Here is a 20,169-nt window from a genome sequence, read left to right as displayed (position 1 = left end):
AGCGCCCGACCCCGGCGCCGGCAGGGAGCCAGAGGCTTCGCGATCGATCCTCCGGGGAAGGACGATGGGCGAGCTCGATCCTCCAAGGGAAGGGACGATGGGCGAGCGCGGACCTTCGGGATCCGGGAAGAGCCGCCTCGCGCCGCCCGCTCGGAGCGTCCGTTCGCGACGACGTCGCGGCGTCGTCGTTCGTCCTGGCCGGGCGGCGCGGGCGCGTCAGCCGACCACGATGTTCACGATCTTCCCGGGGACGTAGATGAACTTCTTCACCTGCTTGCCCGCGGAGAGCACGGCCACGCTCTCCAGCGCGAGCGCCGCGGCGCGCGCCTCGTCCTCCGAGGCCACCTTCGCCAGCGTCACCCGGCCGCGGACCTTGCCGTTCACCTGCACCGGGATCTCCAGGACGTCGTCGACGCAGAGCGCCTCGTCGTACGTGGGCCAGGGCTCGTAGGCGAGCGAGCGCTGATGCCCCGTGAGCCGCCACAGCTCCTCGGCGAGGTGCGGCGCGAACGGCGAGACGAGGAGGATCAGCCGGAGCACCGCCTCGCGCGGCGGCGAGGGGATCGCGTTCAGGTGGTTCACGAAGACCATCATCGCGGAGATGGCGGTGTTGAACGCCATCGCCTCGATGTCGCCGGTCACCTTCTTGATGGTCCGGTGGAGCTGCCGGCTCGTCGCGTCGTCGATCGCGTCCGAGAGCGGCCGCGTGCACGTCGCGAAGACGCGATCCCGGAACCGGACCACCCCCTGGATCTGGGCCGATTGCCAGGGCTTCACGGCCTCGAGCGGGCCCATGAACATCTCGTAGAGCCGCAGCACGTCGGCGCCGTAGGACCGCACGATGTCGTCGGGGTTGATCACGTTGCCCCGCGACTTCGACATCTTCTCGTTGTCCTCGCCGAGGATCATGCCCTGATGGACGAGCTTCATGAACGGCTCGGGGTGCTTCACGTGGCCGAGGTCGAACAGCACCTTGTGCCAGAAGCGCGCGTAGAGCAGGTGCAGCACGCCGTGCTCCGCGCCGCCGACGTAGAGGTCGACCGGCATCCACGCGTCGTACGCCGCCTGCGAGAACGGCTCGGCGTCGTTCTGGGGATCGAGGAAGCGCAGGTAGTACCAGCACGACCCCGCCCACTGCGGCATCGTGTTCGTCTCGCGCGCGTACCACGCGCCGTCCTTCTGGAAGAACCGCCAGTCGACTGCCCGCGCGAGCGGACCGGCCGGGTCGTCGCCAGGCCGGAAGTCGGCGAGAGGCGGCAGCTCGAGCGGCAGGCTGGCCTCGTCCACCGCGATCGGCTGGTCGTAGCGGATCGTGTGCGCGTCGCCCTTCCTGGGATCGCCGCCGGGATCGGCGAGCTCGACGGGGAAGTAGATGGGGATCGGCTCGCCCCAGTAGCGCTGGCGCGAGAAGACCCAGTCGCGCAGCTTGTAGTTCACCTCGCGCTTGCCGCGGCCGAGCGCCTCGAGGCGCTCGATGACCGCGCGCTTGCACTCCTCCGTCTTGAGCCCGTCGAACTCGCCGCTCCGGACCGCGACGCCGGGGTCGACGTAGGCGGCCTCGAGCTGGTCGTGCAGGGCGCCGTCGGGGCTCACCACCTCGACGATGGGCAGCCCATACGCGCGCGCGAACGCGAAGTCGCGCTCGTCGTGCCCGGGCACCGCCATCACGGCGCCGGTGCCGTAGCTGCCGAGGACGTAGTCCGCGACCCAGATCGGCACCTCGGCGCCCGTGATCGGATGCACCGCGAACAGGCCCGTGTCGACGCCGGTCTTCTCCTTCGCGGCCCCGGCGAGGCGCTCGCGATCGCTCTTGCTGGACGCCGCGGCGACGTACGCGCGCACGGCCTCCCGGCGCGGCTCGGACGTGCTGCCCTCCGTCGACGTGATCCAGCTGGTGAGCGGGTGCTCGGGCGCGAGCACGACGTAGGTGACGCCCATCAGCGTGTCGGGGCGGGTCGTGAACACGCTCACCGAGCCCTTGCTCCACGCCTTGACCTCGAACGTGATCAGGGCGCCCTCCGAGCGGCCGATCCAGGCGCGCTGCATCGCGACCGTCCCCTCGGGCCAGTCGAGCAGGCGGAGATCCTCCGCCAGGCGGTCGGCGTAGGCGGTGATGCGGAGCATCCACTGGCGGAGCGGCGTCCTGTAGACCGGGTGGTTGCCGCGCTCGCTCTTGCCGTCGATCACCTCCTCGTTCGCGAGGACGGTGCCGAGCGCCGGGCACCAGTTGACGCTCACCTCGTCCTGGTACGCGAGGCCGTTCTTGAAGAGCTGGAGGAAGATCCACTGCGTCCAGCGCACGTAGCGCGGATCGGTCGTGGCGAGCTCTCGGGACCAGTCGTAGCTGAAGCCCAGCATCTTGAGCTGGCGCTTGAACGTCGCGATGTTCCGCGCCGTGGTGTCGGCCGGGTGCGTGCCGGTCTCGATGGCGTGCTGCTCGGCCGGGAGGCCGAAGGCGTCCCAGCCCATCACGTGCAGCACGTCGATGCCGCGCATGCGGTAGTAGCGCGACACGATGTCGGTCGCCGTGTACCCCTCGGGGTGGCCGACGTGCAGCCCCGCGCCCGAAGGGTAGGGGAACATGTCGAGCACGTAGCGCTTCTCGCGCGCGCCGCCCGCGCTGCGGACGGCGCGGAAGGTCTCGCCCTCCTCCCACGCGCGCTGCCAGTGCGGCTCGACCGCGGCGTGGTCGTAGCGCGCGGGCTCGCGCGGCTCGTTGGGAGAAGGTTCGGTGGAGGTGCGGGGGCCCATCGTCTCGGCGGCCATATCGCGACGAGCCATAGCACTGTGCTGCCGCGGTCGACAGCCGCCCCGCGGCGGCACAAGCCCGCGTCCCCGCGGGGGCGCCGTCACCCGTCCGCGGCGTGCGCCCCGCCATGTCGAGAGTTCCCGGCAAGCGTGGACAGCCCCTCGGTGCGAGCTCTGCCGTCGGGCGCGCCCGCTCGCGAGGCTTCGCGCAGGCCGCTGACGGAGCGCGCGTCCCCGGCGCGCTGGATGCGAGCGCGCCGCGGGCCGGGAGCGCCGTCCGCTCCCGCGCAGGCGGCGGGGCGAGCGCACCGCCGCCTGCGCCCACGGGCGGAGGGCGATCTCGATCTTCGACGGGCCGAGCCCGGGAAGCGCGCCGCGCTGCTCCTTCGTCCGCAACGGGCGCCGTGGTCGCGGCGCCGCGCCGCGCATCCCCGGCGCAGCAGCGCCTCACGGGCGGGGCGACGCGTCAGAAGGATGGCCGGACGCCGAGACTTGAGGGTAGATTGAGAGCGCTGTTCCGCTTCAGTGTGAGGCGGAGGGGCCGCGTTGGCGGTCTCTCCGGGGCGCGCGGATGACCGACAAACACGTTCCATGGGGAGCCCCCGAGGGTGAGATGGCGGCGCAGTCAGGCCGGCCGCTCGCATCGACGCATGCATCGGGGATCCCTTTCCGGCCGCCGCCCGTGGCGCCGCTGATGGCGCCCGGGGTCCTCCGCCCGCTCTCCTCGCAGTACGCGCTCAGCCCTCGGCTTCAGCAGCACAGCCCACCCGGCTTCGCGGGACCGGCGCCGTCCGGGGCCGGGCTCGCTGGGCCCGCCGCCTCCGGAGCGGCGTATCCCGGGCCGGCGCCGTCGCCGCCCGCGTTCGCAGCGCCGCCGCCGCCCGCGTTCGCGGCGCCCGCGCCGTCGGCGCCCGGCCTCGCTGGGCCCGCGTCGTCGACGCCCGAGTTCTCCGCGCCGGCCTCCCCTCCGGTGGCGGCGAGATCCGGCTACACCCAGCCGCCCGCGGGGAACGTCTCGGCGCGCGGAGGGACGCTCCCGCCCGGGCTCGTCTCGCAGCAGGACGTGCTGTCGACCAGCGGCGTCTATTCTGCGAGCGGCCTCCCGTTCATCTCGGCGCCGCCGCCGTCGGACCCGGCGCCCCCGAGCCAGATGTCGTTCCAGCCCGCGCCGAACACGGAACGGATGCTGGCCGCGAACGCAGCGCAGCCGCCCCCTCCGGGGGCGCCGCCGGCGTTCGCGGGCCCCGGCTTCGGTCCGGCGGGTCCCCCTGTCCACGAGGCCGGGCGCACGCCGCTGCCCTCGCTGCACGCGGGCGTTCCGGCGCCGGCCGGGCCGCCCTCGGCCGCTGCGCCCGCGCCGGCTCCGGCCGTGGGCGCGGCGCCCGCCGCGGCGGCGCCCGGCGCGCCGCCGGCGGGCGGCGGGTGGGACGGCGCATCCGCCGCGGGCGCGCCTCACGCCGCCGGCGGCTGGGACGGCGCGGCGGCGGCCGGCGCGCCCCAGGCGGCTCACGCGGCGATGGCGCCCGCCGAGAGCCCGTGGGCCACCACGTCGGCGCGCCTCGAGCTGCCGGCGCTCCCGTCGAGCTTCGTGCAGGAGCGCGCGGAGCCGCAGAAGCCGCCCGCCGTGACGGCGCCGCGCCGCGAGGGCGGCAGGACGGTCATCATCGTGCTCAGCGTGATCCTGGCGATCGCCCTCCTGGCGCTCGTCGGGATCACGCTGTGGCAGAGCATGGGCGGCGGCGGCCCCATCGCGATCGACTACACCGAGCCGGCCCCGACGACCGCCGAGACGTCGGCCGAGCCCACCCCGAGCGCGACCGCAGCGCCCGCCGCGACCGCAGCGCCCCGGCCAGCCGCGCGCCCGCGGCCGAAGAGCGACGACATCTACGACGAGATCGACAAGGAGAAGACCCGGCGCTGAGGCGGCTCGACGCGCGCGAGGCCGCGCGCCGGCGATTCGTTGGCCCTGCGGCCCGTTCCATGCTGGTGATCGCCCGCGATGGCGACGCCGATCCCGCAGAACCTTGCCCCGTTCACCCTCGACGAGCTGGCGCGCGCGACCGGCGGGCGCGTGCTGAGGGCCGGGCCGGCGGCGCGCGGCATCTCGACCGACAGCCGCACGATCGCGCCCGGCGCGGCGTTCGTCGCGCTCGCCGGCGAGACCTTCGACGGCCATCGGTTCCTCGGCGCCGCGGCGCAGCGCGGGGCGGCCGCGTTCGTCGTCTCCCGGGAGGCGGACCTGCCGCCCGAAGGCGGCGCGGTGCTCGTGGAGGACGGGCTCGCGGCGCTCGGGGCGCTGGCCAGCGCGCACCGCGAGCGGTGGCGCGGGGGCGCGCACCCGGACGGACCGCGGGCGATCGTCGCGATCGGCGGCTCCGCCGGCAAGACGACGACGACGCGGACCATCGCGGCGCTGCTCGCGGGCGCGGGCCGCGGCCACGTGCACGCGACCGCGGGCAACCTGAACAACGCCATCGGGCTGCCGATGACGTTGCTCGGGCTCGAGGACCGTCATCGCTTCGCCGTCGTCGAGATCGGCACGAACCACCGCGGCGAGGTCGCGGCCCTCGCGCGGATCGCGGCGCCGGACCTCGCCGTGCTGACGTCCATCGGCGTCGAGCACACCGAGGGGCTCGGCACGCTGGAGGACGTCGCCGCCGAGGAAGGGGATCTGCTCGCCGCGCTGCCGGCCGACGGGGTCGCCCTCGGCAACGGCGACGACGCGAAGGTGGTCGAGCAGCTCGAGCGCGCCGGCGCCGCGCGGCGGATCACCTACGGGTTCGGCGAGCGCGCGCAGATCCGGATCGCGGGGCGACGGCCGGTCGGCGTGCGCGGCACCTCGGTGCGGATCGAGCGGGGAGGGGAGGCGCTGGAGATCGTGGTCCCGCTGCTCGGGGAGGCGGGGGCGCTGGCCGCGGCGGCGGCCGTCGCCGCGGTGGAGGAGGCGCTCGGCGAGCGGCTCTCGACGGAGCGGGCGGCGCGCGCCGCCGCGGGGCTCGCGCCGCCGGGGGACGGGCGGCTGTCGGTCCGCGAGCTGCCGGACGGCACCGTGATCATCGACGACAGCTACAACGCGAACCCCCTGTCGATGCGCTCATCGCTGAGGACGGCGGTCGAGCTGGCCGAGGCGCTCGGCAAGCGGCTCGTCCTGCTGCTCGGCGAGATGCGCGAGCTCGGCGCGCTCGCGGCGGCGGAGCACGACGCGCTCGGCGAGGCGGTCGGCGCCGCGCGCCCCGCCGCGCTGATCGCCGTCGGCGGCGAGGCGGCGCGGATCGCGCGCGCCGCCGAGGCGGCCGGCGTGCGCGCGTGGTTCGCCGGCGACGCGAGCGCCGCCGCGAGCCGGGCGCTTCAGATCGTCGAACGCGGCGATCTGGTGCTGGTGAAGGGCTCGCGCGGGATCAGGATGGAGCGGATCGTGGAGCGGATCGTAGAAGACCTCGCCGGGCGCGGCGCCGGCCCCTCGCCGTGAGCACGGGCGCCGCGCGGGCGCTCGCCCGACGGGCGCGCGGTCACGCGCCGAGCGCGGCCCGCGCCTCGGCGACCGACTGGCCGAGCAGGACCTTCGCCTCCTCGTTGCTGCAGAAGGATCGCGAGATCATGCGATCGACGTACAGCGTGCCGCGGAGGTGATCGACCTCGTGCTGGAGGATCCGCGCGGGCCAGCCGGTCGCCTGCCAGCGGACCTCCTTGCCGTCCGCGTCCACGCCGCTCACCTCGACCGACAGATCCCGCTCGACCAGCGCCATGTAGCCCGGAACGCTCAGGCAGCCCTCGAAGAACGCCGCCCGCCCCGCGCCCGCCGCGTCGGCCGCCGCCGGCAGCGACGGCGCGAGGACCTTCAGCGTCGGGTTGACGATCACCTGCAGCGGGAAGGGCACGCGGCCGCGCTCGGCGCGCTGCTCCGGCGTCAGGCGGGACATCAGCGCCTCGCTGTCCTCGAGCACGATCACCTGCTGGCCGACGCCGATCTGCGGCGCGGCGAGCCCCACGCCGGGCGCCTTGCGCATGACCGCGACCATCGTCGAGACGAGCTGCTTGAGCTGCTTCGTCCCGATCTCCTCGGGCGGGACGGGCGCGGCGGGCTTCCGCAGGACGGCTCTGCCTGCGAGGACGATCGGGGGGAGCTCCATGCCGCCGGGATGAACCGGCGCGCCCGCGGGCGCAAGCGCGGCCGGCGGGGGGGCGGGCGCGCGATGTCCTCGCGGCGAGGCGGGCGTGAGGGTAGAGGAGCGGCGCCGGCCCGGCCCGGCTCGCCATGGCAGCGCCCCCTCCGCCCTCGCCGGCCCGCGCACGCGCCCCGCGCCGGCCTCTCCGCCTCGCCGTCGCGCTCGCGCTCGCGGCGCTGACGCTCGCCGCCTTCGCCGCCGTGACGCTGCGGCTCCAGCTCGAGCCGAACGTCGCCTCGCTCCTGCCCGAGCGCGGCGACGCCGCCGCGCTGCGCCGGTACGTGCGCGGGTTCGGGGGCGGCGATCTCGGCGTCGTGATGGTGAAGGGGGACGACCCCGACGAGAACGCCGCCGTCGCCGCCGAGATCGCGCGGGCCCTCGCGGCGCGCCCGACCGTGCAGCGCGCCGCCGATCGCGTCGACGCCTCGCGCGCGCTCGATCCGTGGCTCGCCTTCCGGCACGCGGACGCGCGCGTGCGGGAGCGGCTCGCCGCCGCGCTCTCGCCCGAGGGGATGCGCGAGCGCCTCGCCGAGACGCGCGCCATGCTGCTCGCGCCGGGCGCCGGCGCCGCGGCCGAGGCGATCGCGGCCGACCCGCTGCGGCTCGCGCAGCTCGTCTTCGAGTCCGCGGACATCGGCTCCGGGGTGCGCACGCAGGCCGACGGCGCCTTCGCCACGGACGACGGCAAGGTGCACCTCGTCCTGGTGCAGCCGGCCGGGCAGGCGCTCCGCGGCGCCGACGCGCGCGCCTTCGTCGCCGACGCGAACGCCGTCCTCGAGCCGATCCGCGCGGCGCACCCGCGGCTCACGCTCGGGCTCACCGGCGGGCACGCCATCGCCGCGGCCACCGAGGAGATGCTCACGCGCGATCTCGCCGTCTCGGGCACGCTCTCGATGCTGCTCGCGTCCGCGGTCTTCGCGCTGCTCTTCCGCCGCATGCGCGCGCTCGCCGCGGTGATGCCGCCGCTCGTGCTCGGGACCGTCTGGACCGCGGGGCTCGCCACGGCGCTCCCGGGCGGGCTCAGCGCGATCGCGGTCGCCTTCATGTCGGTCGTCGTCGGCGTCGGCGTCGACACCGGCGTCCACGTCTACGCCGCGCTGCTCGAGGCGCGGCGCGAGGGCCTCGATCCGGAGGCGGCCGGGCGCGCCGCGAGGGCGCGGACCTTCCGCGCGGTGCTCGTCGCCGCCGTCACCGCGGCGGCGGCGTTCGGCGCGCTCGCGCTGTCGGACATCAACGCCCTCCGGCAGCTCGGCCTCCTGTGCGCCGCGGGCGAGGTGCTCACGGCGATCGCGATCGTCCTCGTGACGCCGGCCGTCGGCGCCTGGCTCGAGCGGGGGGCCCCGCCGCCCGAGGCGCCGGCGCGCTGGCCCGACGGCCTCTACCGGCTCACCCGGACCCGGGGCCGCGCGCTCGCGCTCGCCGCGCTCGCGGCGCTCCCCATCGCGGCGGTCGCCCTCGGCGCCGCGCCGCCGCTCGCCGAGGCCATCGTCGCGATCCGGCCCGCCGAGCTCGAGCCGCTCAAGGTGCAGCAGGCGATCTTCGACGCGTTCGGCGGGCGGCGCGGGCAGTGGGTGGTGCTCCTCGCGGACGGCGAGCAGGAGCGCGCCCGCGCCCGGGCCGACCGGCTCGCGGAGCGCCTCGCCTCGATGAAGGACGACGTGGAGGCGGTCGACGCGCTCACCGCGCTCGCGCCCGCCCCCTCGACGCAGGCCGCGCGGTTCGCCGCGCGCGACGCGCTCGACCTGCCCGCGAAGGCCGGCGAGCTCGAGCGGGCGCTCCGCGACACGGGCTTCGCGCCCGAGCGCTTCTCGGCGGTGCTGGACGGGATGCGCTCGCCGCCGCGGCAGGAGGTCACGCTCGCCGATCTCGAGCGCGGCCCCGCGTCCATCCTGCTCTCGCGCTACCTCGGCGCGGACGGGGGCGAGGCGCTCGTCGCGCTGTACGTCCGGCCCCGCGAGGCCGGCTCGGTCGAGCGGATCGAGCGCGCGATCCGCGAGGAGGACCCGAAGGCCATGCTCACCGGCTACACCCGGCTCGAGGCGTCGCTCCGCGAGACGCTCGCGCACGACATGCCGCGGATCGCGATCGTCGCCGGGGCGCTCGTGCTGCTGGCCCTCTCGGCCTCCCTCCGCAGCGCGCGCGACATCGCGCTGGCCGCGCTCGTCGTCGCCTCCGAGATCTCGCTCGTGCTCCTGCTGATCCGGGTGATCGGCATCCCCCTGCACGCGTACGACGCGCTCGTCATCCCGGTGCTGCTCGGGATCACCGTGGACGAGGGCATGTTCCTGCTCCACCGCGCCCGCGACCTCGAGGCGGCGGGCGGCGGCGACGCCGTGATCCGCGAGACGCTGCGCCACGAGGGGCCGGCGATCGCCGCCACCGCGCTGACCACGGCCGCGGGCTTCGCCGCGCTCGCGTTCTGCCGCTTCGACGGCCTGCGCGATCTGGGCCGGGTCGGCGCGCTCGGCAGCGCGGTCGGCCTGGTCGTGGCGCTCGTCGTGGTGCCGGCGGGGCTGCGGCTCTGGCCCCGACCCCGCCGGCGCGCGTAACATCGCGGCGTTGTCTCCCCGGAGCCTCCTCCTCGTCGCCCTCCTCGCGCTCGCGCGCCCCGCCGCGGCGCAGCCGTCGCCGCCGCCCGCCGCGCCGCCGCGCCCCGCCGCGCCGGCGCCCGCGCCGGAGCCGCCGCGCTCGGCCGTCGCCCGCGTCGTGGACGCGCTCGCGCGCTCGCTCGACCCCGTCACGGGCCGCGCGCTCGTCGCGGCCGGCCCGCTCGCCTCGGACGCGCCGGCGCCGCGCGGCGCCCAGCTCGCGGCCGCGCTCGCCGCCCACCTCGCCGGCAAGCTCGGCGCCGGCGCGCGCGCGCACAAGGACCCGATCCCGCTGCCGCTCGCGCGCGAGGCCGCGCGCGACGACGCGGCGCTCGTCCACCTCGCCGTCGAGGTCGCGGCGGGGCGGCTGCGCGTCACGGCCGACGTGTACCCGGTGCCGCGCACCGTCTGGGCGCGCATCCGCGATCCGGAGCCGGGGCCCATCGCCCACGCCTACGCCGAGGCGCCCCTCGACGCGGAGGTCCGCAGCTACCTCGCGCCGGTCCCGCTCGTCGCCGCCCGGGTCGATCGCGCGAAGAACTTCGAGGGCGACGTCGTCGCGCTCGCGTGCGGCGATCTCGACGCCGACGGCGCGCTCGAGATCCTGAGCGTGAGCCGGCGGCGCGTGACCACGCTCCGCCTCCGCGGCGGCCGGGTCGTGCCGCTCGCGTCGCGCTCGTGGCCGGACGTGGTCGCCGTGCACCCGTCGCCGCTGCGCGAGCCGCTCGCGTTCGCCACGCTCGTCGAGCGCGCGCGGCACGGCGAGCCCGAGCCGCCGTTCGCCGACGTCGGGCTCACCGATCGCGCGCGCAGCGTCCGCTTCGACGGCAAGCTGAACGCGCTCGCCGAGCTCCCGGGGCTGGCGATCCCGGACGCGGGCGGCTCGGCCTGCACGACGGCGTGGGGGCCGCTCCTCACCGGCCCGCTCGCGCCGTGCGCCCCGGCCGATCCGCCGCCGGCCACGACGGCGCTCGCCGGCCGGTACGACGCGCTCGCGTCGGCGCAGCTCCTGTCGGCCCGGGGCGAGCCGTTCACGGTCTGGGCGGCGCGCGAGCGCGGCGCGGTCGAGCTCCGGGACAGCGCGGGCCGCCGCAAGCTCGTGGGCAGCGCCGGGGCGCAGCTCGCGATCGGCGATCTCGATCAGGACGGCGAGCCCGAGCTGCTCGCCAGCCTCGACGTGCTCGACCCGCTCGAGGACGCCGTCGTCGTCTTCTCGTGGCGGCGCCATCACGGCGGCCCTTCGCGCGCGGCGCCCCCGGAGATCCTGCGCCTCCCGGCGCCGGCGGGGGTCCGCGCGCTCGCGGTCTGCCCGCCCGACGGGCCCGGGCGCGCCCCGTTCGCCGTCGCCACGGCCGACGAGATCTGGGTGGTGCGGTGAGCCGCTCGCTCCCGCGCCGCGCCTTCCTCGGCGGCGCCGGCGCGCTGCTCGGCGCCGCCGCCCTCCCGGCGCGCGCCCGCGCCATGGGGCGCACCCCGCTCGGCGGCCGCATCACGATGCACCTCCCGTGGCCGACGGGCTCGCTCGACCCGCACGACCTGAGCGATCCGGCCGCGGCCCTGTTCGCGTCGGCGATCGCCGACAGCCTCTACGGCCTCGACGCGTCCGGGAACCCTTACCCGACGCTCACGTCCGCGCTCCCGTCGCGCGAGGGCGACGCCGCGGTCGTGCGCCTGCGCGACGGGCTGCGCACCGCGCGCCTCGTCAAGCTCGACGGCCGCGACGTCGTGAGCTCGGTCGAGCGCGCCCGCGCCCGCGGCGCCGCGGCGGTGCTCGCCGACGTCCCGAGGCCCGAGCGGCACCCGAAGGATCCGCTCGCCGCCGTGTTCCCGCGCGCGGATCCCGCCCGCGTCGCCCGCGCGCTCGCGTCGCCGATGGTCGCGCTCCTGCCGCGCAGCTTCGACCCCGCGTCGCCGGACGGCACCGGCGCCTTCCGGGCCGACCTCGGTCCGCGGCAGATCACGCTGACGCGCAACGACGTCGCCGCCCGCGGCGCTGCCTTCCTCGACGCGATCGACGTGATCCGCTCCGAGGACCTCACGACGTCGCTGCGCGCGTTCGAGACCGAGCGCGACGACCTCGGGTGGCTCGGCGCCGGGCTGCACGCGAACCGCCGCGGCGCTGTCCGCTTCGATCTCGGCGTCGCCGGCTGGATCGTGCTGACCACCGGCCCGGAGGCCGGCCCCTTCGGTCAGCCCGGCGTCGCGCAGCGGCTGGTCGACGCGCTGCCGCCCGAGCGCCTCGCGCACCTCGGCCTCTCGGGCCTCCCGAGGGCGCACGGCGATCCCGGGTGGGGCGGCCCTCCGGCCGAGCTGCTCGTGGACGAGTCCGCCGCGCACCTCGTCGAGGTCGCCGAGGCGGTCGCGCCGATCCTCTCGCGGCCCGGGCACGAGGTCACGGCAGAGCCCGTCCCTCGCGCGGAGCTCGGGCGCCGCCGCGCCCGCGGCAAGGCGACGCTCGCGATCGAGCTCGTGCGCCCGCTCGGCCCCGGGCCTCTCCACGCGCTGCTCGCGCTCGCGACCGCCGACGACCGCGCCCGCGCGCTCGACCTCGCCCGCCACCCGCCGCGGCTCGCCCCCACCGCCGCGCCGCGGTCGCTCACCACGACGCTCCGCCTCGGCGTGATCGCCGAGGTCCGGATCGCGGGCGGGGTGCTGCCGGACGTCGCCCTCGCGCGCGCCGGGGGCGGCGAGGGCTGGGACCTCGGCGCCACGTTCCGTCGATCGGCCGGGCGTTGATGCGCGCGCCGGATGTGGGGCAACAGGCGCGACTGGCGGACGCAACAGGCGTGACCGGCGCGACCGACGTGACCGGCGCGACCGGCGCGACCGGCGCCAGCAGACGCGACCGCACCGCTTCGGGTTCGGTCGGGACGTCCGGCGAGCGATGCGCGGCTGCGTCGACGGGGAGGGCTGCTTCCAGCGCTTGCGCCGGGGGGACATTTGGTTACTATCGGCTGGTCACGAACGTCACTGGCACTCGACACGACGCTTCTCTTCTCGGGGATCGCGGATTGATCGCGGACTGGACGACGCAACGTGTGGCGCACCGGGGGCTCCTCCCCAGCGCCGCCCTCCCTCGATCCCCCACGGCTCCATCGGGGCGGCAGGGCACTGTTCGGCACCGAAGCTGACGCATCTCGCAGAGCCGTGAAGTGAATCAGTGTCATGGGTACTCGCCTCTACGTTGGTAATCTCCCCTTCTCCGCCACCAAGGCCTCCGTGCAGGCTGCGTTTGCCCAGAGCGGCGAGGTGACGGATGTGCACATCGTGACCGACCGCGAGAGCGGGCAGTCGCGGGGTTTCGGGTTCGTCACGATGGGCACGCCTGAGCAGGCCCAGCAGGCGATCGAGCAGATGAACGGCGCCCTCATGGATGGCCGTCCGCTTCGCGTGAACGAGGCGGAGGAGCGGGTCCAGCGCGGCGGTGGCGGCGGCGGCGGCGGCGGTTACGGCGGCGGCGGCGGCGGCGGTTACGGCGGCGGCGGCGGCGGCGGTGGCCGCGGCGGTCGTGGCGGTGGCGGCGGCGGTTACGGCGGCGGCGGCGGTGGTCGCGGCGGCCGCGGCGGTCGCGGCGGCGATCGGTACTGATCCGAGCTAGGACGACGTTCATGCGGCGGCGCTTCCCCAGGGAGGCGCCGCCGTTTTCGTTGGTGCGCTGCCCTCACCGCCGATGCCATCTCCCCTTTCTTTGCACCTCAAACCGTCTCCACGGGCGATCTCGCTCTACTACTTCGGCATCTTCGCCGTCCTCGGCGTGTACCTGCCGCTGTTCCCGAGCTGGCTCGAGGGGCGGGGGGTCCGCGGCCTCGCGATGGGGGCGATCGCGGCGACGCTCCCCGCGATGGGCCTCGTCGCGCCGCCGGTGTTCGGCCTCATCGCCGACGCGCTCGGCGTGCGCGTGTGGCTGATCCGGGCGGCCTGCGCCGGCGCCCTCGCCGTGTTCGCGCTGCTCGCGCTGTCGTCGGCGCTCGACGTCTCGCTCGGCTTCGGCGGGCTCTTCGCCGCGGCGCTCGCGTTCGCGTTCTTCCGCGCGCCGATGTTCACCATGGCCGACGTGGTCGCGCTCGAGGCGTCGCTGACCTCCGGGATCGCCTACGGCCGGCTCAGGCTCTGGGGATCGATCAGCTTCGCGCTGATGGCGATCGTCAGCGGGGCGCTCATCGATCCGGCGCGGCCGGCGGCGTTCCCCGTCGCGATCGCCGCCGCGCTGCTCGTCGCGTTCGCCCTCTCGTGGGCGCTCCCGGCGGGCGACGAGGCGCCGCTCCAGCGGCTCGGTAAGCGCGGCGGCGCGCAGGGCGCGCAGGGCGCGCAGGGCGCGGCGGCGGCCGCCGGCGGCTCCGTGCGCGAGCGCGCCGGCGCCCTCCTCCGGAGCCGCGACTTCCGCCTGTTCCTCGCGGCGTCGTTCCTGGCCCAGAGCGCGAACTCCTCCTACGACCTCTGTTACACGCTGCACCTGCGCGACGTCGGCTTCCCCGAGCCGCTGGTGGGGGTCGCGTGGGCCGTCGGCGTCGCCGGCGAGATCGCGCTCATGGCGTTCTCCGGCCCCCTGCTCCAGCGGTTCGCGCCGCCCGTGGCGCTCGCCGTCGCCTTCGCCGGCGCCTCGCTCCGCTGGGCGCTGCTCTCGCAGGTGCGCTTCTGGCCCGCCCTGCTCGCGCTCCAGCCGCTCCACGCGGTGTCCTTCGCCATGATGTGGGTCGCGTCGCTCGCCTACACGCGGGATCGCGCCCCGCCGCAGATCCTCGCCACGGCGCAGGGGCTCTTTTCCGCAAGCGCCGGGGCCGGATCCGTCATCGGAATGCTGACCTGGGGCGAGCTCTACAAGCGCGGGGGCGGCGCGCTCACGTTCGGCGTCGCCTCGATCACGGCCGCGATAGCATTCGTCCTGGCTGTGACCTTCGCGCGATCGACGCGGCGTTCACTGTCAGGGAGCTCAATTTTTTCTGCCGGCTCCGAGTGCCAGGAGTAACGTTACGTTTTCCGCAGCACGCGTAGGCGCGCGCGGGCATTACCTAAACGAGGCGAGCATGTGCGGGATCGTCGGATACGTTGGGTCGAAAAAAGCGGCGCCGATCATCGTCGAAGGGCTGCGCAAGCTGGAGTATCGGGGCTACGACTCGGCCGGCATCGCCATTCATGATGGCAAGGGCATCGAGATCGTCCGGACGCTCGGCAAGCTGATCAAGCTCAGCGAGGCGCTCGAGAAGAGGACCCTCGACGGCACCACGGGCATCGGCCACACGCGGTGGGCGACGCACGGCCGCCCGAGCGAGGTCAACGCCCACCCGCACTCCGCGGGCCCGGTGGCCGTCGTGCACAACGGCATCATCGAGAACCACGTGGCCATCCGGCAGCAGCTGGAGGGCCAGGGCGTCAAGTTCCTCTCCGACACCGACACTGAGATCGTCGCTCACCTCGTCCACCGCGAGCTCCAAAAGGGCGCCAAGTCGCTCTTCGAGGCCGTGCGCGGGTCGCTCCGGCAGGTCCACGGCGCCTACGCGATCGCGGTCGTCTCCCGCGACCAGCCCGACGTCATCGTCGCCGCCCGCTACGGCTCGCCGCTCGTCGTCGGCGTCGGCGAGAACGAGATGCTGTGCGGCAGCGACATCCCCGCGCTCCTCTCGCACACCCGCGACATGATCTTCCTCGAGGACGGCGACATCGTCGAGCTGCGCGCCGACGGCGTCCGCATCGAGACCGTGGCCGGGAGCGACAAGGTCGAGCGGCGCGTGAAGCGCATCGACTGGAGCCCCGTCCAGGCGGAGCGCGGCGGCTACAAGCACTTCATGCTGAAGGAGATCCACGAGCAGCCCGACGTCGTCGAGGCGACGCTGCGCGGCCGGATCGATCTCGCCGCCGGCGACGTGCACGCGACCGAGATCGGGGTCACGCCCGAGTTCGCGAGGGAGCTGCGCCGGGTCTACATCGTCGCCTGCGGCACGAGCCACCACGCCGGCATCGCCGGGCGCTACTGGATCGAGCAGATCGCCCGCGTCCCCACGGTGGTCGAGCTCGCGAGCGAGGTCCGCTACCGCGAGCCGATCTTCTTCCCCGACGACCTCGTCATCGCCATCAGCCAGTCGGGCGAGACCGCCGACACGCTCGCGGCCCTCAAGGCGGCGAAGGCGCAAGGCGCCAAGGTGCTCGCGCTCTGCAACGTGCTCGACAGCGCGATCCCGCGCCTCGCCGACGGCGCGCTCTACACGCACGCGGGCCCCGAGATCGGCGTCGCGTCGACCAAGGCGTTCACCACGCAGCTCGCCGCGCTGCTCCTGCTCTCGGTCTACCTCGGCCGCCGCCGCGATTCGCTCTCCGCGGATCGCGGGCGCGAGATCCTCCAGGCGCTCTGGGAGACCCCGAGCCACATGCGCGAGGTGCTCGGCGACGCCGACTACGTGCACGCGATCGCGAAGCGGCTCGTCCACGCGAAGGACGTCCTCTTCCTCGGGCGCGGCCTCGGCTTCCCGATCGCGCTCGAGGGCGCGCTCAAGCTCAAGGAGATCTCGTACGCCCACGCGGAGGGCTACGCCGCCGGCGAGATGAAGCACGGGCCGATCGCCCTCATCGACGAGAACCTCCCCGTGATCGTCGTCTGCCCGCGCGACGCGCACTACGACAAGACCTTCTCCAACCTGCAGGAGGTCCGGGCGCGCGAGGGTCAGGTCGTCGCCATCGCCACGAAGGGCGACGAGTCGATCCTCGAGATCGCGCAGCACCACGTCTGGATCCCGAAGGTGCCGGACGAGGTGGGGCCGCTCCTCACGGTGCTCCCGCTCCAGCTCATCGCCTATTACGTCGCCAACCTGAAGGGCAACGACGTCGACCAGCCGCGCAACCTCGCGAAGACCGTCACGGTCGAGTAGCGGCGCTCCGCTGCAGCGGGGCCGCTCCGGCGAGCGGGCGGCCCTGCCGGGCGGCGCGGCGGCCCGCGTGCGCGCCGGCCGGCCTGCGCGCCGGCGCGGGGCCGCGGCTATGCTGCGCGCATGCGCATCCCCGGCAGAACGGAGCGGCGGGTCGTCGCGGCCATCCTCGTGACCGCGCTCATCCCGCTCGTCGCCAGCATCGTGGTCGCCAGGACGGTGATCGCGCGGGTGTCGGCGACGGCGTTCCAGCCCGAGTTCGGCGTCCACCTGGACAGGGCGCTCGGCGTGTACGCCGAGCTCGCCGCCGCCATCAAGCAGGGCATGCGCTCCGAGGCCGAGGCGATCGCCGCGGCGGATCCGCTGCGCCGGAGCGCCTTCGGGGACGCGGAGCTCCTCGACGCCGAGCTCGCGCGCATCATCGCGGCGCACCCCGCGCTGGTCTCCCTGCGCGTCGAGCGCTGCGGCGGCGAGCTCGTCGGCGCGCGGGAGCGCGGAAGGCCGGTGGATCCGGCGCGCGAGAAGACGCTCACGGTCCGGAAGGCGATCGAGCGCGCCCCCGGCTCGGCCTCCGGGCCCGCGCCCTCCGAAGGGCCCGCGCCCCCCGCGGAGCCCGCGCCCCCCGGAGGGCCCGCGGCAGGCGGCGGCGACTGCGAGGGCGACGCGATGGCGCTCGTCGCGACGTTCGCCGCGCCGAGCGCCCGCTTCGACGAGCTCGAGTCCGCGCAGGCGTTCGCGCAGGCGTACCGCGCGCTCGAGCGCGAGCACCGCAAGGAGTACCTCGACGAGAGCTACGGCGACGCGTTCGCCGCGCTGCTCGGCGCGACGATCGTCCTCGCCGTGCTCGCCGGCGTGCTCGTGGCGCGCCCCGTGGTCGATCGCATCGCGCGGCTCGCCGCGGCCACGCGGCCGGTGGCCGAAGGCGATCTCTCGGTGCGCGTCGCGCTCAAGGGCGACGACGAGGTCGCCGATCTCGGCCGCGCCTTCGACCGCATGCTCGAGGAGCTCGAGGGCAGCCGCGCGCGGATCGAGTTCCTGAAGCGCATGGGCGAGTGGCAGAAGATGGCGCGGCACCTCGCGCACGAGATCAAGAACCCGCTGACGCCGATCCAGCTCGCCGTCGAGGAGTGCCACCGCCGCTACGCCGGCAGCGACCCGGCCTACCAGCGCCTGCTGCAGACCACGCTCGAGGTCGTCGAGGAGGAGATCGGCACGCTGCGCCGGCTCGTCGGCGAGTTCTCCAATTTCGCGCGGCTCCCGCAGGCCGAGCTCGAGCCCGCGGATCTCGCGGAGTTCCTGCGGGAGCAGGGCGAGCGCTTCGCCGCGGTGGAGGAGGCGGGGCGCGAGCACGCCTCGGACGAGGCGCTGCTCGGGCGCGTCGATCTCGAGTTCGACGTGCCGGTCGCCCCGATGCCGGCCGCGCTCGATCGCGAGATGCTCCGGCGCGCCCTCGGCAACATCGTGCGCAACGCGGCGCAGGCGCTGCGCGACGCGCAGCGGGCGGCGCCGGGCGCTGCAGCGCGCCCCGGCGCCCTCTGGGGCAGGGTCCGCGTCTCGGCGCGGAGCGAGGGGCAGAGCCACCTCATCGCGATCGACGACGACGGGCCGGGCATCGATCCCGCCGTGCGCGACTCGATGTTCGATCCCTACGTCACGACGCGGTACGACGGCACGGGGCTCGGCCTGAGCATCGTGAAGAAGATCGTCGTCGACCACGGCGGCACGATCGACGTGCTCGATTCCCCCCTCGGGGGCGCGCGCTTCGTCATCCGGCTCCCGCGCGCTGGCACGCCCGCGGCGCGCGCCGCGCAGCGGGCCGAGGGCGAGGGCGGGCCGCGCTCGACCTCGCCGCGCGCGGCGGGCGGACCTGGAGCCCCGGCGGCGCTCGGGCGCGAGGCCTTCTCCGACGGCGATCGCGAGGACGCTCGCTGATGTTTCGGCGGGGCCGGCGGAGGGCGCCGACCGCGAAAGCGCGCCGACGCGTCGGTCCGTGTCAGGAGATGCTTGACCAGCCGGCCCCGCTTTGCCATGTTCGCCCGCGGAGAGGTGACCGAGAGGCCGAAGGTGCCTGATTCGAAATCAGGTGTACCCGCAAGGGTACCGCGGGTTCGAATCCCGCTCTCTCCGCTACGCTTGGCTGCTTGCCCCCGCTGAACCAGGTGGGCTTTGACCGCCCGCTCTCTCGCGGGCGGCGCCGGTCCGGCAGAAGCGGGGCGCGTCGAAGAAGGTTCGGGAGAGGTGACCGAGTGGTCGAAGGTGCACGACTGGAAATCGTGTGTACGGCAACGTACCGCGGGTTCGAATCCCGCCCTCTCCGCCAAGCTGAACAGTCCGCCGACTCCTGGTCGTGAGCTCCCCGAAACGAGCCAGCAGGAAGTCCGCAAGGAAAAAAGAAGATGAGGCCGAGCGGCAGCTGCGCTCGGAAGTCGTGGTCGGTCGCTGACGGTGACGCCCGGCTTCTGGAGGCGTCGCTTCGGGCTGACCCTCCCGAGCTGCGGCGCCCGTCAACCTCGGTCGAGCCGAGGCGGAGATCTGTCCCGAGCGACGGGTTCGGCGCTCGGGGGCGATGCCGCGCGGAACATGTCTCGACGAGCGCGCTCTGCTGTGCAGGGGGAGCGCGAAGGGATGCGCGGGACGCGCGCGGACGCGGCGAACGCGAAGGAGCAGCGACCGGCGTGAACGCTCGTGCTATCAAGGGGCCGACCGACGCCCTTGACCGGCTCCCGCCGGACGACAACGATGCCGTTACGAGCGGGCCCGAGACGCTTGACAGGCGGAGGGCCGCCTTGTAGAAGTTGCGCCCCTTTTTGGCAGGCGCCCTTCCGGAGTTTTTCGCCCAATGAATCCTCAGCCCAAGTCCTTTTCCGCCAAGCCTGCGGAGGCCCGCAACGAGCGTACGTGGTGGGTGATCGACGCGGAAGGCAAGCCCCTCGGCCGCCTTGCCAGCCGCATCGCCACGGTGCTTCGCGGTAAGAACAAGCCCACGTTCACGCCGCACGTCGACACCGGCGACTTCGTGATCGTCGTGAACGCCAAGAAGGTCCTTCTGACCGGTCGCAAGCTCCAGCAGAAGAACTACGTGCGGCACAGCGGTGAGCCGGGCGGCTTCCGCTCCGAGGCGTACGGTCACTTGCTCGAGCGCAAGCCCGAGCTCCCCATCCAGAAGGCCGTGAAGGGCATGCTCCCGAAGAATGTGCTCGGGCGCGAGCTCCTTACCAAGCTCAAGGTCTACGCCGGTCCCGATCACCCCCACGCGGCGCAGAAGCCGCAGCCTCTTAGCTACAGCTGAGCAAAGCCATGACGGAAACGAGAACGTACGCCACTGGGAAGCGTAAGACCGCGGTTGCGCGCGTCTTCCTCTCGCCGGGCACCGGCAACATCAAGGTGAACAAGAGGCCCGCCGACGAGTACTTCGTCCGCGAGACCTCGCGCATGGTGATGCGCCAGTCGCTGGAGCTGCTGGAGCTGCTCGAACAGTTCGACGTGAACGCGACCGTCGTCGGCGGTGGGCACAGCGCCCAGGCCGAGGCGATGCGGCACGGCATCGCGCGCGCCCTGTGCGAGCTCGATCCGGAGCGCAGGTCGTCGCTCAAGCGCGCGGGCTTCCTCACGCGCGACGCGCGCAAGAAGGAGCGCAAGAAGTACGGCCAGCCCGGCGCCCGCAAGCGCTTCCAGTACTCGAAGCGCTAGCAGGCCCGGCACGCTGCCCATCGGGGCGGATGCCAAGGCAAAGACATCGAGGACGCGAGGGATCTTCCCTCTGCGTCCTCGATGCTTTTTGTCCTCGGCCACGCGAGGCGCTGCGCTCTT

Annotated in this window: 13 protein-coding genes and 2 tRNA genes; 13 read left to right on the top strand and 2 right to left on the bottom strand. The window is 74.8% G+C overall.

The features are described 5' to 3' along the window. Positions 1 to 216: 216 nt before the first annotated feature. A complete protein-coding gene (gene leuS / locus WMF33_RS41555) occupies positions 217 to 2,766 on the bottom strand; it encodes a leucine--tRNA ligase (protein WP_437333782.1) in 2,550 nt (849 codons plus the stop codon). A gap of 676 nt (positions 2,767 to 3,442) precedes the next feature. On the opposite strand from leuS, the gene WMF33_RS41550 reads away from it, so the two are divergent. Together WMF33_RS41550 and WMF33_RS41545 are read left to right on the top strand one after the other, a co-directional pair. Continuing rightward, a complete protein-coding gene (locus tag WMF33_RS41550; protein WP_437333781.1) occupies positions 3,443 to 4,669 on the top strand; it encodes a hypothetical protein in 1,227 nt (408 codons plus the stop codon). A gap of 78 nt (positions 4,670 to 4,747) precedes the next feature. Beyond that, a complete protein-coding gene (locus WMF33_RS41545; protein ID WP_437333780.1) occupies positions 4,748 to 6,217 on the top strand; it encodes a UDP-N-acetylmuramoyl-tripeptide--D-alanyl-D-alanine ligase in 1,470 nt (489 codons plus the stop codon). 40 nt (positions 6,218 to 6,257) lie between these two features. Here the strand turns inward: WMF33_RS41545 and WMF33_RS41540 are convergent, their stop codons facing one another. Next, positions 6,258 to 6,878, bottom strand: coding sequence for a peptide deformylase (locus tag WMF33_RS41540; protein WP_437333779.1), 621 nt, complete (start codon positions 6,876 to 6,878; stop codon positions 6,258 to 6,260). 125 nt (positions 6,879 to 7,003) lie between these two features. Between WMF33_RS41540 and WMF33_RS41535 the strand changes: the two genes are divergently transcribed. From WMF33_RS41535 to rpsI, 11 genes are all read left to right on the top strand, one after another. Continuing rightward, positions 7,004 to 9,463, top strand: coding sequence for an MMPL family transporter (locus WMF33_RS41535; RefSeq protein WP_437333778.1), 2,460 nt, complete (start codon positions 7,004 to 7,006; stop codon positions 9,461 to 9,463). 10 nt (positions 9,464 to 9,473) lie between these two features. Next, positions 9,474 to 10,880, top strand: a complete 1,407-nt coding sequence (locus WMF33_RS41530; RefSeq protein WP_437333777.1) for a hypothetical protein — start codon at positions 9,474 to 9,476, stop codon at positions 10,878 to 10,880. Further along, positions 10,877 to 12,238, top strand: a complete 1,362-nt coding sequence (locus WMF33_RS41525; protein ID WP_437333776.1) for a hypothetical protein — start codon at positions 10,877 to 10,879, stop codon at positions 12,236 to 12,238. The genes WMF33_RS41530 and WMF33_RS41525 overlap by 4 nt, the downstream gene beginning before the upstream one ends. Positions 12,239 to 12,667: 429 nt before the next feature. Next, complete coding sequence (locus tag WMF33_RS41520; protein WP_437333775.1) at positions 12,668 to 13,090, top strand: RNA recognition motif domain-containing protein; 423 nt, start codon at positions 12,668 to 12,670, stop codon at positions 13,088 to 13,090. An 82-nt stretch (positions 13,091 to 13,172) separates the two neighbouring features. Next, the gene (locus WMF33_RS41515; RefSeq protein ID WP_437333774.1) at positions 13,173 to 14,468 is read left to right on the top strand and encodes an MFS transporter; all 1,296 of its coding nucleotides are present in this window, start codon (positions 13,173 to 13,175) and stop codon (positions 14,466 to 14,468) included. Positions 14,469 to 14,526: 58 nt separating this feature from the next. Continuing rightward, on the top strand, positions 14,527 to 16,362 hold the full coding sequence (gene glmS / locus WMF33_RS41510) for a glutamine--fructose-6-phosphate transaminase (isomerizing) (protein WP_020740463.1): 1,836 nt from the start codon (positions 14,527 to 14,529) through the stop codon (positions 16,360 to 16,362). A gap of 120 nt (positions 16,363 to 16,482) precedes the next feature. Continuing rightward, positions 16,483 to 18,291, top strand: a complete 1,809-nt coding sequence (locus WMF33_RS41505; protein WP_437333773.1) for a sensor histidine kinase — start codon at positions 16,483 to 16,485, stop codon at positions 18,289 to 18,291. 108 nt (positions 18,292 to 18,399) lie between these two features. Beyond that, a tRNA-Ser gene (locus WMF33_RS41500) sits at positions 18,400 to 18,486 on the top strand. Positions 18,487 to 18,591: 105 nt separating this feature from the next. Then, positions 18,592 to 18,679: transfer RNA gene (locus WMF33_RS41495), tRNA-Ser, on the top strand. A gap of 519 nt (positions 18,680 to 19,198) precedes the next feature. Next, positions 19,199 to 19,648 (top strand): 50S ribosomal protein L13, encoded by a 450-nt coding sequence (gene rplM, locus WMF33_RS41490; protein WP_061625733.1) that lies wholly within the window; start codon positions 19,199 to 19,201, stop codon positions 19,646 to 19,648. An 8-nt stretch (positions 19,649 to 19,656) separates the two neighbouring features. Next, positions 19,657 to 20,049: a 30S ribosomal protein S9 gene (gene rpsI, locus WMF33_RS41485; RefSeq protein ID WP_020740460.1), complete on the top strand. Its 393-nt coding sequence runs from the start codon at positions 19,657 to 19,659 to the stop codon at positions 20,047 to 20,049. The last annotated feature ends 120 nt before the right edge of the window (positions 20,050 to 20,169 follow it).

This window comes from Sorangium sp. So ce394, assembly GCF_051474665.1.
In the GTDB taxonomy this organism is placed as follows: domain Bacteria; phylum Myxococcota_A; class Polyangia; order Polyangiales; family Polyangiaceae; genus Sorangium; species Sorangium cellulosum_D.
This window is presented reverse-complemented; position numbering and strand designations above follow the sequence as displayed.

Coding starts and splice junctions, on each gene's coding strand:
- WMF33_RS41545 (WP_437333780.1), top strand. CDS start 4,748: ATGGCGACGCCGATCCCGCAGAACCTTGCCCCGTTCACCCTCGACGAG.
- WMF33_RS41515 (WP_437333774.1), top strand. CDS start 13,173: ATGCCATCTCCCCTTTCTTTGCACCTCAAACCGTCTCCACGGGCGATC.
- WMF33_RS41535 (WP_437333778.1), top strand. CDS start 7,004: ATGGCAGCGCCCCCTCCGCCCTCGCCGGCCCGCGCACGCGCCCCGCGC.
- glmS (WP_020740463.1), top strand. CDS start 14,527: ATGTGCGGGATCGTCGGATACGTTGGGTCGAAAAAAGCGGCGCCGATC.
- leuS (WP_437333782.1), bottom strand. CDS start 2,766: ATGGCCGCCGAGACGATGGGCCCCCGCACCTCCACCGAACCTTCTCCC.
- rpsI (WP_020740460.1), top strand. CDS start 19,657: ATGACGGAAACGAGAACGTACGCCACTGGGAAGCGTAAGACCGCGGTT.
- WMF33_RS41550 (WP_437333781.1), top strand. CDS start 3,443: ATGGCGCCCGGGGTCCTCCGCCCGCTCTCCTCGCAGTACGCGCTCAGC.
- rplM (WP_061625733.1), top strand. CDS start 19,199: ATGAATCCTCAGCCCAAGTCCTTTTCCGCCAAGCCTGCGGAGGCCCGC.
- WMF33_RS41520 (WP_437333775.1), top strand. CDS start 12,668: ATGGGTACTCGCCTCTACGTTGGTAATCTCCCCTTCTCCGCCACCAAG.
- WMF33_RS41505 (WP_437333773.1), top strand. CDS start 16,483: ATGCGCATCCCCGGCAGAACGGAGCGGCGGGTCGTCGCGGCCATCCTC.
- WMF33_RS41540 (WP_437333779.1), bottom strand. CDS start 6,878: ATGGAGCTCCCCCCGATCGTCCTCGCAGGCAGAGCCGTCCTGCGGAAG.